The organism is Streptomyces sp. NPDC008121, from assembly GCF_042957155.1.
Lineage (GTDB): Bacteria > Actinomycetota > Actinomycetes > Streptomycetales > Streptomycetaceae > Streptomyces.
In genome coordinates, this window is record NZ_JBIBHT010000003.1 from 533,333 (window position 1) to 546,588 (window position 13,256).

Below are 13,256 nucleotides of genomic sequence, written 5' to 3' on the forward strand. Positions count from 1 at the left end.
GCCGGTGGCTACTCCTGGGCGGCGGCCTTCACGTCGCCCGTCTCGGTCACGTCCGTCACGTCCTGTTCGGGGACAAGTTGACCCGAACGGATGAGGTCGATGCGGCCCATCACCTTGGCCCGCAGGTCGCTGGGGACGTCGTCGCTGCCGCAGCAGCGCTTGACGAGCTTCTTCACCGCCTGCTCCAGGCCGTACTTCTCCAGGCACGGGGAGCACTCCTCGAAGTGCACCTCGAACTTGGTGCAGTCACTGTCGGGCATCTCGTGGTCGAGGAACTCGTAGAGATGGTCCAGGACCTCTGAGCAGTCCGTCTCGTGCGGCTCTCCGCAGCTCATGAGCCCGAGCCTTTCAGATCGTTCGACTCTCCGGCGCCCGCGGGAACCAGCCCGCGGTCGCGGGCGTAGTCCTCGAGCATGCCGCGCAACTGGCGGCGGCCCCGGTGCAGCCGGGACATCACCGTACCGATGGGTGTACCCATGATGTCCGCGATCTCCTTGTACGCAAAGCCCTCGACGTCCGCGAGATAGACGGCGATGCGGAACTCCTCGGGGATCGCCTGGAGGGCTTCCTTCACGTCGGAGTCCGGCAGGTGGTCGAGGGCCTGGGACTCGGCGGAGCGCAGGCCGGTCGACATGTGCGACTCGGCACGGGCGAGCTGCCAGTCCTCGATCTCCTCGGCGGCGCTGCGCTGGGGCTCGCGCTGCTTCTTGCGGTACGAGTTGATGAAGGTATTGGTCAGGATGCGGTACAGCCAGGCCTTCAGGTTCGTACCCTCGCGGAACTGGTGGAACGAGCCGTACGCCTTGGCGTACGTCTCCTGCACCAGGTCCTCGGCGTCCGCGGGATTGCGCGTCATGCGCAGCGCGGCGGAGTACATCTGGTCGAGGTAACCGAGGGCGTCCCGCTCGAAGCGCGCGTTGCGCTCCGCGGTCGTCTCCTCGGGGCCGTCGTCGGTCCCTGTGTCGGTCCCAGTGACCGGACCCACCTCCTCCAGCGCGGTGGCGAGCCCGAGTGCGGACCCGCTCGTTTCGGAGGATAGACGAGGAACCGCTCCGCCCGCCGCCCGAATAGGGGCGATCTTGGCCGCGGGCAGGACCGTCCAGTCGAGGTCAGCGGCCTGCGGGCGCTGGGGGCAGATGGTCGAACCCATACGACGGACTCCCTCTTCCTTTGCTCTCTCACCGATGTCCGTCACAACCAAGGTCCCCCGCCCGGCATTCCCGGCCGGCGGCCCGGTGTCAGCGAAGTGACGTGACCCACGTGGCGACTTCGGCGGTGAGGAGCGCCAGGGCCTCGTCCTGGCCGAGGGGGGCGCGCTTGGGGAGGGCGAAGCCGTGGTCGCCGTGGGGGATCTCGACGAGCCGGTACTCCCCCCGGGGGAATTCCCCGGGCGTCCCGAAGGGATCGTTGCCGCCCTGGACGACGAGGGTGGGCAGACCGGTGCCGAGGAGTTCGTCGGCGCGCGTGCGCTCGGGCCTGCCGGGCGGGTGGAGCGGGAAGCTCAGGGCGAGCACGGCGGCCGCGCCGAGCTCTCCTCCGGTGCGGCAGGCTACCCGGGCCCCGGCGCTGCGGCCGCCGGCGATCACGGGGAGGCCGGGCCGGGCGAGCGCCGGCCAGAGGCCGCGCCAGCCGGTGTCGAGGGTCTTCGGCGCGGGGGCGAGCTTCTTCCCGGCGACCCGCCAGGGCTGTTCGACGAGGGCGACGGTCACGCCGTGCTCGGGGAGGGCCGCGGCGAGGGCCACCAGGTCGCGGGCCTCGATCCCGCCGCCGGCGCCGTGGCTGACGGCGAGGACCGTCCAGGGCTTCTTTCCGGGGTGCCAGGTGATCCGCGCGTCCCCGGTCTCGGTCGATACGATCTCGCTCTTCGTCACGGGCCCATCCTGCCGTCCGGGGGTGCCGGGGCGCGGCAGCCGGGGGCGCCGAGCGCGGGCGGGGTTTCGGAGAGCGGGGTCTCAGAAGAGGGTGGCGAGCTCCGGACCGTCCAGCTCCGCGAGCAGGTCGGGTCCGTTGTTGCGGACGTTGCTGACGGCGGTGGCCACGGGATAGGCCCGCATCAGGCCCTCCTGCGGCGGGGCGAGGAGGGAGCGCAGCTCCTCCGGGTCGGTCGTGCGCGGGTCGAGCCAGGTGTCCCAGCGGTCCGGCGTCAGCATCAGGGGCATCCGGGGGTGGATGTCGGCCAGCGACCCGGGGCCCTCCGCCGGGGCGACCCCCAGGGGGCCCGTCTCGGCCTCGGTGGTGATGACCGAGCACGTCACCCACCACGCCGAGGGGTGGTCGTCGGGCAGGGTCCGGTCGCGCCAGAACTCGTAGAGCCCGGCCATCGCGAAGACCGAGCCGTCCGCCGGGGTCACGAAGTACGGCTGCTTGCGCGGGCGCTTCTTCTTCCCCTCGACCTCCAGCTCCCGCTCGCCCGAGCCGGTCACCCACTCGTAATAACCGTCGGCAGGCAGCAGGCAGCGCCGTGCGGAGAACGCCCGCTTGAACGACGGCTTCTCGTGCACGGTCTCCGCCCGGGCGTTGATCATCCGGGCCGCGCCCTCGGGCGTCTTCGACCAGGACGGGACGAGTCCCCACTTCAGTGCCCGCAGCTGGCGAACCGGCCGGGGTGATTCCGCGTCTTTCAAGGGACGCTCCAGAACGGCGTAGACCTCCTTCGTGGGGGCCACGTTCCAGTCGGGAGCGAGGGTCTCCTCGGGCTCCCACTTCTCGATTCCGAAGAGCCCGACGAGGTCCTCGGGCCGTCGGCTCGCCGCATACCGTCCGCACATACGTGCCACACTGCCACTCCCTCCCGTCTCCCGACCACCGCCTTCCGCATCCCGAACACCCCCTCCCGGCGGCGGAGTCCCGCCCCGGCGGCCCGCCCCCCGACCCGAGGAGCACGTCCCGCACATGACCGAAGTCCTCGGCACCCAGTCGCCCCCGGAGCTGTGGCTGGTGATCGCCACCGCCGTGGCCGCCCTGGCCGCCGTCCTTCCCCGGGCGACCTGGCGCCTGTCGCGCAACGCGATCACCATCGCCCACGAGGGCGGACACGGTCTGATCGCCCTCGCGACCGGCCGCCGGCTCCAGGCGATCCGGCTGCACTCCGACACCAGCGGCCTGACCGTCTCCCGCGGCCGGCCGCGCGGCATCGGGATGATCCTGACCGCGGCCGCCGGCTACACCGCCGCTCCGCTGCTGGGCCTCGGCGGGGCGTGGCTGCTCGCCGACCACCGGATCACGCTGCTGCTGTGGGTCGCCACCGGGCTGCTGCTGGCCCTGCTCGTGATGGTCCGCAACGCGTACGGGATCTTCACCGTCCTGCTGACGGGCGCGGCCTTCCTGCTGGTCTCCTGGCTGACCGGGCCGGACGTCCAGTCGGCGTTCGCGTACTCCGTCGTCTGGTTCCTGCTCCTCGGCGGGGTCCGTCCGGTCTTCGAACTCCAGCGCAAGCGCCGCCACGGAGGCGCCCCCGACTCCGACGCCGACCAGCTCTCCCGGCTCACCCACGCGCACGCGGCGATCTGGCTCTTCTTCTTCCACGCGGTCTCGCTCTGCTCCCTGATCGGCGGAGGCCGCTGGCTGCTGGGGCTGTAGCCGCCGCGTGCCGCACTAAAGTGAGGGGCATGACCGATACCTCCCCGCGCTCCGACCTGCACACCGACCTCTGGCCCGCGCCCTGTGCGAGCGGTGCCGTCGACGCGACCGTCACCGTGCCGGGATCGAAGTCGGTCACCAACCGCGGCCTGGTCCTCGCGGCGCTCGCCGCCGAGCCGGGCTGGCTGCGGCGGCCGCTGCGGTCCCGTGACACGCTGCTGATGGCCGAGGCCCTGCGCACGCTGGGCGTCCGCATCGAGGAGGGCGTCGGCCCGGACGGTACGGGCGAGGCCTGGCGGATCATCCCCGCCCCCCTGCGCGGCCCCGCGACCGTGGACGTCGGCAACGCCGGCACGGTCATGCGCTTCCTGCCGCCGGTCGCCGCCCTCGCCGACGGGCCGGTGCACTTCGACGGCGACGCCCGGTCGCACGAGCGGCCGCTGCACGGGGTGATCGACGCGCTGCGCGTGCTCGGCGCCCGGGTCGAGGACGACGGCCGGGGCGCGCTGCCCATGACCGTGCACGGCGGCGGTGCCCTGGACGGCGGGCCGGTGGAGATCGATGCCTCCTCGTCCTCGCAGTTCGTCAGCGCCCTGCTGCTCTCGGCACCCCGCTTCAACCAGGGGGTGGAGGTGCGCCACACCGGCGCCAAGCTGCCCTCGCTCCCCCACATCCGGATGACCGTCGACATGCTGCGGCAGGTCGGCGCGCAGGTCGACGAACCGGAGACGGGCGGCGAGCCGAACGTCTGGCGGGTCTCCCCCTCCGCGCTGCTCGGCCGCGACCTGACGGTCGAGCCGGACCTCTCCAACGCCCAGCCGTTCCTGGCGGCGGCCCTGGTCACCGGCGGGCGGGTCACCGTCCCGGACTGGCCGGCCAGGACCACCCAGCCCGGTGACGCGCTGCGGGAGATCTTCACCGAGATGGGTGGCTCCTGCGAGCTGACCGAGGCCGGTCTGACCTTCACCGGCACCGGCCGGATCCACGGCATCGACGTCGACCTCGGCGAGGTCGGTGAACTGACCCCCGGCATCGCGGCGGTCGCCGCCCTCGCCGACTCGCCGTCCACGCTCCGCGGCGTCGCGCACCTGCGGCTCCACGAGACGGACCGGCTGGCGGCGCTCACCAAGGAGATCAACGAGCTGGGCGGCGACGTGACGGAGACCGAGGACGGTCTGGTCATCCGCCCGCGCCCGCTGCACGGCGGTGTCTTCCACACGTACCACGACCACCGGATGGCGACGGCGGGCGCGATCATCGGCCTCGCCGTCGAAGGCGTGGAGATCGAGAACGTGGCGACGACCGCCAAGACCTTGCCGGACTTCCCGAGGATGTGGACCGAAATGCTCGGGGCCTGAGCCATGCGGCGTTACGGCAAGAACACCGACGAGGACGACATCCGCCAGCGGCCCAACCGCAAGGGCAACCGTCCCCGCACGAACATCCGCCCGAAGCACGAGGACGCCGTCGAGGGCATGGTCCTCACCGTGGACCGGGGCCGGCTCACCTGTCTGGTGGACGACCGGGTCATTCTGGCCATGAAGGCCCGCGAGCTGGGCCGCAAGGCCGCGGTGGTCGGGGACCGGGTCTCCCTGGTGGGCGACCTGACGGGCGAGAAGGACACGCTGGCCAGGATCGTCCGGATCGGTGAGCGCAGCTCCGTGCTCCGCCGAACGGCCGACGACGACGATCCGTTCGAGCGGGTGGTGGTCGCCAACGCCGACCAGCTGGCGATCGTCACCGCGCTCGCCGACCCCGAGCCGCGCCCGCGGCTGATCGACCGGTGCCTGGTCGCCGCGTACGACGGCGGGCTCACCCCGCTCCTCGTCCTGACCAAATCGGACCTGGCCAAGCCGGACGAGCTGCTGGAGATGTACGGCGCGCTGGGCGTGCCGTACATCGTGACCACCCGCGACGAGTTCGTCGACGGGGTCGCCGCGGAGCGGGTCCACGAGCACCTCAAGGGGCGGACCACCGCGTTCGTCGGGCACTCGGGGGTTGGGAAGACGACGCTGGTCAACGCCCTGGTCCCGGAGGACAGACGGCGCTCGACCGGCCATGTCAACGCCGTCACGGGCCGCGGCCGGCACACGACCACCTCGGCGCTGGCGCTCCCCCTGAACGACCCGTCCGGCGGCTGGGTGATCGACACCCCGGGCGTGCGCTCCTTCGGCCTGCACCACGTCGACCCGTCCCGGGTGATCCTCGCCTTCCCCGATCTCGTACCGGGCACGGAGAACTGTCCGCGGGCCTGTAGCCACGACGAACCGGACTGCGCGCTGGACGCGTGGGCGGCCGAGGGGCACGCCGATCCGGCCCGGTTGTACTCACTGAGACGGCTGCTCGCCACCCGGGAGCGACGCGAGGGTGACTGAGTCGCGCACGTTTGCGTTCGGTTTCCGCTGGTAAGTGCATAATCGCACCAAGTGGGACGAAGCAGTCACCGACGGCGTGGGAGGCACTGAGGATGGCGTGGCTGCTGGTGTTCATCGCCGGAATCCTGGAGACGGGGTTCGCGGTCTGCCTGAAGCTGTCGCACGGCTTCACCCGCCTCTGGCCGACCGTCGCCTTCGCGGTCTTCGCGCTGGCCAGTTTCGGACTGCTCACGCTCTCCCTCAAGAAGCTCGACGTCGGTCCGGCGTACGCCGTGTGGACGGGGATCGGCGCGACCGGCACCGCGATCTACGGCATGGTCTTCCTGGGGGACGTCGTCTCCGTCCTCAAGATCATTTCGATCACGCTGGTGATCTGCGGCGTCATCGGTCTCCAGCTCTCGGGTTCGACGCACTGAGCGACTGCCGCACCCGCATCCTCGCCAGCTCCTCGCGGACCAACCGCACCGGATCGGCCGGGTCCGGCGGCGCGACGACACACGACAGCGTCAGGCGCAGCACGATCTCGCACAGGCGCGACGCCTCCGCCTCGTCCTCGGTCCGGTGCGCCGCGAGCAGGGCGGCGGCGGCCAGGTCCCGGGCCTGGCCGAGCAGCTCGGCCGGCGACGGCGGGCCCGCGTCGGCGCGCCGCTGCACCGGGAGGCCGGCGGCGCGGGCGCGGGCGCGCGCCGGGCGGGGCGCGGGAAGCCGCTCGCTCCAGCAGCCGGTGAGGAGCGCGCGCAGCAGCGGACGGGCGCGGGCCACGCCGACGGTCCACTCCGCGACGGCGGCGAGGTTCCGCTCCGGCGCGGCCGGGGCGGAGAGCAGCCGCTCGACACCCCGGACGTACGCGTCGGCCTCGCGGCGCACCAGGGCGCGGGCCAGGCCCTCCTTGCTGCCGAACTCGTTGTAGAGCGTCTGCCGGGAGACGCCCGCGGCGGAGGCGACGTCGACCATCCGGACCGCGGACCAGGGCAGCCCCGCGAGCGCCGCGAGGGCGGCGTCGAGCAGGGCCTCACGGGCAGTAGGCATCGTCGCCTCCGGGCCAGAACGGTTCTGCGCTCAGGGTTGACGGGCGACCACGCACTGTCAAGGCCTGTCGTGGGCCCGTGTGTCTCCGGGGGATAGAGTTTCGACCATGGCCGATTACCACGATGATCTGCGTCTCGCCCATGTCCTCGCGGATGCCGCCGACGCGGCCACCATGGACCGCTTCAAGGCGCTCGACCTGAAGGTCGAGACCAAGCCGGACATGACGCCGGTGAGCGAGGCGGACAAGGCGGCCGAGGAGCTGATCCGCGGTCAGTTGCAGCGGGCCCGGCCGCGGGACGCGATCCTCGGCGAGGAGTACGGCGTGGAGGGCTCGGGCCCCCGCCGCTGGGTGATCGACCCGATCGACGGCACCAAGAACTACGTCCGGGGCGTGCCGGTCTGGGCGACGCTGATCTCCCTGATGGAGGCCGGGGACTCCGGTTTCCAGCCGGTGGTGGGCGTGGTCTCGGCCCCGGCGCTCGGCCGCCGCTGGTGGGCCGCGAAGGGCGCGGGCGCGTTCACCGGCCGCAGCCTGACCTCCGCCACCCGGATCCACGTCTCGAAGGTCGGCGAGCTGTCGGACGCGTCGTTCGCGTACTCCTCGCTGAGCGGTTGGGAGGAGCGCGGGCGGCTGGACGGTTTCCTGGACCTCACGCGCGCGTGCTGGCGGACACGGGCGTACGGCGACTTCTGGCCGTACATGATGGTCGCCGAAGGGGCCGTGGACCTCTGCGCGGAGCCGGAGCTGTCCCTGTGGGACATGGCGGCCACCGCGATCGTGGTGCAGGAGGCCGGGGGCACCTTCACCGGCCTGGACGGCCGGCACGGCCCGCACAGCGGGAACGCGGCGGCCTCGAACGGGCTGCTGCACGGCGAGCTGTTGAGCTATCTGAACCAGAAGGACTGAGTCCGGGCGGGCTGCCGGGCCGTTGCCCGCGAACGCTCCGGGCCGTCATCCCGTCATGTGATCGCTTCGGGCGCCCCCCACGGGCGCCGTGCGCGCCCCCTTGTCGCGAAGGTCACCCGATGCAACTCTGAGAGTCCCCCCACTTGTGAACTTGTGAATCCGTTCTCGTTGAGGCGGGAACGATTCACCGAGGAGGTGGCTCCTTTCATGCTCGTCCGTGACGCCATGAGCACCGTGGTCCTGACCATCGGACCCGCTCACACCCTCCGGCAGGCGGCCCGACTGATGTCGGCCCGCCGCGTCGGTGCGGCCATCGTTCTGGACACCGACACCAGCGGCCTCGGCATTCTCACCGAGCGCGACATCCTCAACTCGATCGGCGCGGACCAGGATCCCGACCACGAGACCGCGGGCGCCCACACCACGAACAACGTCGTCTTCGCCGCACCCACCTGGACCCTGGAGGAGGCCGCGGAGGCCATGACGCACGGCGGCTTCCGCCACCTGGTGGTGCTCGACGGCGCCGGGCCGGTCGGCATCGTCTCGGTGCGCGACATCATCCGGTGCTGGATCCCGGCCCACCGGCGCACCCACTCGCTGACCGGCTGAGGCACGGCCGGTCGGCTCGGGCAGCCCGCCGGCCGGGACGCACAGCGCACGCGAAAGGGCCGGACTCTCCCTTACGGGGAGTCCGGCCCTTTCCCTACCTACGACAAGCGTCCTCAGCCGCGCAGGGCCTGGACAGCGGCCTCGAGCCGCTTGCCGAAGTCACCGTCCGCCTGACGGAAGTTGTTGATCGCGCGCTCGGCGATGTCGTCGCGCGACACCTTGGCGATGAAGCCCGCCAGGTTGTCGACGAGGCGGCCCTTCTCGTCCTCGGACATCAGGCGGTAGAGGTTGCCCGCCTGGACGAAGTCGTTGTCCTCGGAGTGGATCGGCGCCGCGTGGTCGCCGGTCACGCCCGTCACCGGCACCGACTGCCACAGCGGGCGGTCGATCTGGTGCGGGCCGCCGAAGGAGTTCGGCTCGTAGTTCTTCGCGCCCTTGTGGCGGCCGTCGTACAGGAAGCCGTCACGCGAGTTCGTCCGCGCCTCGGTGGCGTGCGGGCGGTTCACCGGCAGGTGGTCGGCGTTGATGCCGACGCGGTAGCGGTGGGCGTCGCCGTACGCGAAGAGACGGCCCTGGAGCATCTTGTCCGGGGAGGGGCCGATGCCCGGCACGAAGTGCGCGGGGCTGAAGATCGACTGCTCGACCTCGGCGAAGATGTTCTCCGGGTTGCGGTTGAGCTCCAGCTTGCCGATCTCGATCGGCGGGTAGTCGTCGTGCGGCCACACCTTGGTGAGGTCGAACGGGTTGAAGCGGTAGTTCTCCGCCTCGGCCGCGGGCATGATCTGCACCTGCACGGTCCAGGTCGGGAAGTCACCGCGCTCGATGGCCTCGCGCAGGTCGCGCTGGTGGCTGTCCGGGTCCACGCCGGAGAGGCGGACGGCCTCGTCGGTCGTGAGGTTCTTGATGCCCTGGTCGGTCTTGAAGTGGTACTTGACCCAGAAGACCTCGCCGGCCTCGTTGTTCCACTGGAACGTGTGCGAGCCGTAGCCGTTCATGTGGCGGTACGAGGCGGGGATGCCACGGTCGCCGAAGAGCCAGGTCACCTGGTGGGTCGACTCCGGGGAGAGGCCCCAGAAGTCCCAGACGTTGTCCGCCTCCTGCGAGCCCGTGTACGGGTCGCGCTTCTGGGTGTGGATGAAGTCGGGGAACTTGATGGCGTCCTTGATGAAGAACACCGGGGTGTTGTTGCCGACGAGGTCGTAGTTGCCCTCTTCGGTGTAGAACTTCAGCGCCCAGCCGCGCGGGTCGCGGACCGCGTCGGCCGCGCCGAGGTTGCCGGCGACGGTGGAGAAGCGCAGGAAGGTCTCGGTCTCCTTGCCGACCTCGGAGAGGAACTTGGCACGCGTCCACTGCGAGACGTCACGGGTGAGGGTGAAGGTGCCGTAGGCGCCCGCACCGCGCGCGTGGACCACGCGCTCCGGGATGCGCTCGCGGTTGAAGTGGGCGAGCTTCTCGAGGAGGAGCTGGTCCTGGACGAGGACGGGACCGCCGGCGCCCGCCGTCTCGCTGTTCTGGTTGTCGGCGACCGGAGCCCCGGCCTCCGTAGTGAGCGGTCCCTGCGTCACGTGCGCCTCCTGCGTCATTTACTGCGAGTCCTGTCCCTCGGCCGTCGGGCCCCCCGATCACACGCCCGGGGACGGACCACTTGGCCAATGCCGAGTTCGATCCTACGATAGACATTGTCTAAGTCAAGTGAACTTCCAAAGTCACACCCGTTCGGGAGACGCTCCCCCGACTGTTAGGCTGGTCCTCATGAGTGACCTGTTGGAACGACTGCGCGGCCGCGGCTGGCGGATGACCGCGCAGCGGCGTGTCGTCGCCGAGGTCCTCAATGGGGACCATGTCCACCTGACCGCCGACGAAGTCCACGCGCGCGCCGTGGAGAGGCTTCCGGAGATCTCGCGGGCGACCGTCTACAACACGCTGGGCGAGATGGTCACGCTCGGCGAGGTGATGGAGGTCGCGACGGACGGCCGCGCCAAGCGGTACGACCCGAACGCGCACCGTCCGCACCAGCACCTGGTCTGCGGCCGCTGCGGCGCGATCCGTGACGTGCACCCGGCGGGCAACCCGCTGGCGGACCTCCCCGACACCGAGCGCTTCGGTTTCACGATCTCGGACGTCGAGGTCACGTACCGGGGCATCTGCCCGAACTGCGCCGCCTCCGCCTGACCCCACACCCCTTCGCACCGCGCACCTTTCGCGCCACGCGCGTCCAGGCCCCCGACTCCGGTCGGGGGCCTTCGCGTCCTCCGGCGTCCGGCCCGTCTCGGCTGCGGCCCGGGGGCATACGACGAAGGCCCGGATCCAGTGACCGGATCCGGGCCTTCGTTGCTACTGAGTAGCGGGGACAGGATTTGAACCTGCGACCTCTGGGTTATGAGCCCAGCGAGCTACCGAGCTGCTCCACCCCGCGTCGGTGAACCCAACCTTACGGGACGCCCTCCACCAGCGCAAATCGCTCCGGCGCGGCCGGGAGCCGGTCAGGCGGTCAGCTCCTGGTGGAGCGCCTCGCTCAGCCGGGCGGCCCGTTCCGCGACCTCGGCGGGGCCGAGCTCCACGGCGTGGGCGCACCAGCGCCGCCCCTCCGTCAGCTCGCCGCGACGGGCCGCGAGGAGCGCGAGCCGCAGGGCCGCGCGCCCGTGGCCGGCGCGGGCCGCGCGGGCCCACCAGAGGGCGGCCTCCCGCTCGCTGCCCTCGCGGGCCAGGAGCAGCCCGAGGTTGAACGCGCCGTTACGACTGCCCGCCTCCGCGGCCTCCCGGTACCAGTGCGCGGCCTCGGCCACGTCGCCGCGCCCGGCGGCGAGCATGCCGACCCGCACCTGGGCCCGGCGGTGACCCTGCTGGGCGGCGCGCTCGTACCACTCCTCGCACTCGCTCTTCTCCTCGCGGGAGGCGCCCAGGGCGGGCGGCCCCGGCTCGGGCCGGCGCGCGTCGAGGACCGTCGCGAGCCGGAAGGCCGCCTCGGCGCTGCCGCCGCCCGCCGCGCACCGCAGGTGCCGCTCGGCGGACTGCTCGTCGCCGTCGCGCAGGCAGGCGATGCCGACCTGGAGGGCGGCCTCGGTGTGCCCCGCGGCGGCGGCGCGCTCGTACCAGCTCAGGGCCGTACGGTCGTCGTCGCGACCCGCGTAGAGGATGCCGAGGTTGAAGGCGGCGTCGACGCTGCCGGCCTCGGCGGCCTTGGAGAACCAGGGCTCGGCGCCGCCCGCGTCACCGGCCTGGAGGAGCAGCACGGCGAGGGCGTTCGCGGCCTCGCGGTGCCCGGCGTAGGCGGCCCGGCGGTACCACTGCTCGGCCTGCTGGTTGCGGTCCTGGGCGGCGCAGAGCAGCCCGAGGTTGTACGCCCCGTTGACGTCCCCGGCGTCCATGGCGGCGCGGTACCAGCGCTCGGCGGTCTGCTGCTCGCCCCGGGCCGCATGCAGGGCGCCCAGGGCGTTGGCGGCGTTGCCGTCGCCGTCCTGAGCGGCGCGCAGCCACCAGACGGCGGCGCTCTCCTCGTCCCCGGCGTCCCGCAGCAGGAAGCCGAGCGCGCAGGCCGCCTTGGCCTCGCCCTCCTTGGCCGAGCTGAGGTACCAGCGGCCGGCCTCCTTCAGCTCGCCGCGCTTCTCCAGGATCGCGCCCAGGTGCAGCGCGGCCCGCCGGTGTCCGCGCGCGGCGGCCTGGCGGAACCACTGCTCGGCCTCGGCCAGGTCGCCTCCGGGCTGCCCGGCGGCCCCGGGGCCCGTCCCCGCGCCCGTGCCGGCGCTCGTACCCGCGCTCCTGCCGGCGCCGGTGGAGAGGTCGTCGGCCGTGGCCGCGCCGATGCCGTGCGGGGCCGTCGCCGCTCCCGTGGTGGCGGGGCCGGCGGCCGCCTCCGCGGCGCGGCGCTCCAGGGTGCGGGCCAGCCGGTAGGCCGCCTCGCGGTGGCCGCGCTCGGCGGCGGACCGCAGCCAGCGCTCGGCCCCGACGTCGCTGCGGTGCTCCAGGAGGTCGGCGAGGGCGTACGCGCCCAAGGCGTGGCCTTGTTCGGCGGACTGGCGCAGCCAGTACTCGGCGGCCGGCTCGTCGCCTCGCTCCCGGTGGTGGCGGCCGAGCGCGTGGGCGGCGGGCGCGGAGCCCGCGACGGCGGCGACCCGCCACCATCCGGCGGCCTCGTCGGCGTACCCCCGCTGGTGCAGCAGCACGCCCAGGTTGTTCGCGGCGGCGCGGTCCCCCTCGGCGGTGGCGCCGCGCAGATACGGCTCGGCGCCGTCCAGGTCCCCCCGGCGCAGCAGCAGCGCGCCGAGCACGCTCATCGAGGCGGCGTCGCCGCTCTCGGCGGCGCGCCGGTGGCGTGCCTCGGTCTCCGTCTCGGTCTCGGCGGTGGTGTCGACGGTCGCATCGGCGGCCACCGCCGCCTCGATGATGTCATCCGCGGCGTTCTTGGTATGCCGCTGCACAAACCGCCCTGTCTCCAACAGAGTTGCCCTGTCCCCCATAAATCCCATCGTCGCACCACCCGCAACGCGCGTACACCTGGTATACCGCAGCCAGTGAGGTCACTTCAGCGTTTTGTCGACATGCCCACAGAGAGACAAGTCAAACACGTTTCACCCCAACTCGCCCTCACTCTCCCCCACTTCACGGGCCGCGCGGTACGCCTGACGGAACACGACGAGGGCCCGGATCCTGATGGATCCGGGCCCTCGTCTTCAGTAGCGGGGACAGGATTTGAACCTGCGACCTCTGGGTTATGAGCCCAGCGAGCTACCGAGCTGCTCCACCCCGCGTCGTTGTGT

The 13,256-nt window shown here is 72.2% G+C and carries 14 protein-coding genes and 2 tRNA genes; 7 read left to right on the plus strand and 9 right to left on the minus strand.

What is annotated here, in order from left to right:
• Positions 1 to 8 precede the first annotated feature (8 nt).
• The 4 genes from rsrA to ACFZBD_RS12450 form a co-directional block, all read right to left on the minus strand.
• Positions 9 to 335 carry a mycothiol system anti-sigma-R factor gene (gene rsrA, locus ACFZBD_RS12435; protein ID WP_391139305.1) on the minus strand — a complete coding sequence of 109 codons (327 nt, stop codon included), beginning with the start codon at positions 333 to 335 and terminating at the stop codon, positions 9 to 11.
• A complete protein-coding gene (locus ACFZBD_RS12440; RefSeq protein ID WP_391139673.1) occupies positions 332 to 985 on the minus strand; it encodes a sigma-70 family RNA polymerase sigma factor in 654 nt (217 codons plus the stop codon). Before ACFZBD_RS12440 ends, rsrA begins: the two co-directional genes overlap by 4 nt.
• A 253-nt stretch (positions 986 to 1,238) precedes the next feature.
• On the minus strand, positions 1,239 to 1,871 hold the full coding sequence (locus ACFZBD_RS12445) for an alpha/beta family hydrolase (RefSeq protein WP_391139306.1): 633 nt from the start codon (positions 1,869 to 1,871) through the stop codon (positions 1,239 to 1,241).
• 81 nt (positions 1,872 to 1,952) lie between these two features.
• Positions 1,953 to 2,768, minus strand: coding sequence for an SOS response-associated peptidase family protein (locus ACFZBD_RS12450; protein WP_391139307.1), 816 nt, complete (start codon positions 2,766 to 2,768; stop codon positions 1,953 to 1,955).
• Between the two features lie 124 nt (positions 2,769 to 2,892).
• On the opposite strand from ACFZBD_RS12450, the gene ACFZBD_RS12455 reads away from it, so the two are divergent.
• The 4 genes from ACFZBD_RS12455 to ACFZBD_RS12470 all read left to right on the plus strand — a co-directional run bounded on the left by ACFZBD_RS12455 (position 2,893) and on the right by ACFZBD_RS12470 (position 6,370).
• On the plus strand, positions 2,893 to 3,579 hold the full coding sequence (locus ACFZBD_RS12455; RefSeq protein WP_391139308.1) for a M50 family metallopeptidase: 687 nt from the start codon (positions 2,893 to 2,895) through the stop codon (positions 3,577 to 3,579).
• Positions 3,580 to 3,608: 29 nt separating this feature from the next.
• Entirely contained in the window at positions 3,609 to 4,937 is a 1,329-nt protein-coding gene (aroA, locus tag ACFZBD_RS12460; protein WP_391139309.1) for a 3-phosphoshikimate 1-carboxyvinyltransferase, read from the plus strand.
• Between the two features lie 3 nt (positions 4,938 to 4,940).
• The gene (gene rsgA, locus ACFZBD_RS12465) at positions 4,941 to 5,954 is read left to right on the plus strand and encodes a ribosome small subunit-dependent GTPase A (RefSeq protein ID WP_391139310.1); all 1,014 of its coding nucleotides are present in this window, start codon (positions 4,941 to 4,943) and stop codon (positions 5,952 to 5,954) included.
• Positions 5,955 to 6,046: 92 nt separating this feature from the next.
• A complete protein-coding gene (locus tag ACFZBD_RS12470; RefSeq protein WP_391139311.1) occupies positions 6,047 to 6,370 on the plus strand; it encodes an SMR family transporter in 324 nt (107 codons plus the stop codon).
• Here the strand turns inward: ACFZBD_RS12470 and ACFZBD_RS12475 are convergent.
• Entirely contained in the window at positions 6,336 to 6,983 is a 648-nt protein-coding gene (locus ACFZBD_RS12475; RefSeq protein ID WP_391139312.1) for a TetR family transcriptional regulator, read from the minus strand. The genes ACFZBD_RS12470 and ACFZBD_RS12475 overlap by 35 nt on opposite strands.
• 106 nt (positions 6,984 to 7,089) lie before the next feature.
• Here ACFZBD_RS12475 and hisN point away from each other — a divergent pair, with 106 nt between their 5' ends.
• A complete protein-coding gene (gene hisN / locus ACFZBD_RS12480) occupies positions 7,090 to 7,890 on the plus strand; it encodes a histidinol-phosphatase (RefSeq protein ID WP_391139313.1) in 801 nt (266 codons plus the stop codon).
• 207 nt (positions 7,891 to 8,097) lie between these two features.
• Positions 8,098 to 8,499 (plus strand): CBS domain-containing protein, encoded by a 402-nt coding sequence (locus ACFZBD_RS12485; RefSeq protein WP_391139314.1) that lies wholly within the window; start codon positions 8,098 to 8,100, stop codon positions 8,497 to 8,499.
• 113 nt (positions 8,500 to 8,612) lie between these two features.
• On the opposite strand, the gene ACFZBD_RS12490 is transcribed toward ACFZBD_RS12485, so the two are convergent.
• Entirely contained in the window at positions 8,613 to 10,082 is a 1,470-nt protein-coding gene (locus ACFZBD_RS12490) for a catalase (protein WP_391139315.1), read from the minus strand.
• Between the two features lie 169 nt (positions 10,083 to 10,251).
• On the opposite strand from ACFZBD_RS12490, the gene ACFZBD_RS12495 reads away from it, so the two are divergent.
• Positions 10,252 to 10,671, plus strand: coding sequence for a transcriptional repressor (locus ACFZBD_RS12495; RefSeq protein ID WP_391139316.1), 420 nt, complete (start codon positions 10,252 to 10,254; stop codon positions 10,669 to 10,671).
• A 170-nt stretch (positions 10,672 to 10,841) separates the two neighbouring features.
• Here ACFZBD_RS12495 and ACFZBD_RS12500 read toward each other — a convergent pair.
• From ACFZBD_RS12500 to ACFZBD_RS12510, 3 genes are all read right to left on the minus strand, one after another.
• Positions 10,842 to 10,915: transfer RNA gene (locus ACFZBD_RS12500), tRNA-Met, on the minus strand.
• Positions 10,916 to 10,982: 67 nt separating this feature from the next.
• Entirely contained in the window at positions 10,983 to 12,965 is a 1,983-nt protein-coding gene (locus ACFZBD_RS12505; protein ID WP_391139317.1) for a tetratricopeptide repeat protein, read from the minus strand.
• Positions 12,966 to 13,173: 208 nt separating this feature from the next.
• Positions 13,174 to 13,247, minus strand: a tRNA-Met gene (locus ACFZBD_RS12510).
• Positions 13,248 to 13,256: the final 9 nt, after the last annotated feature.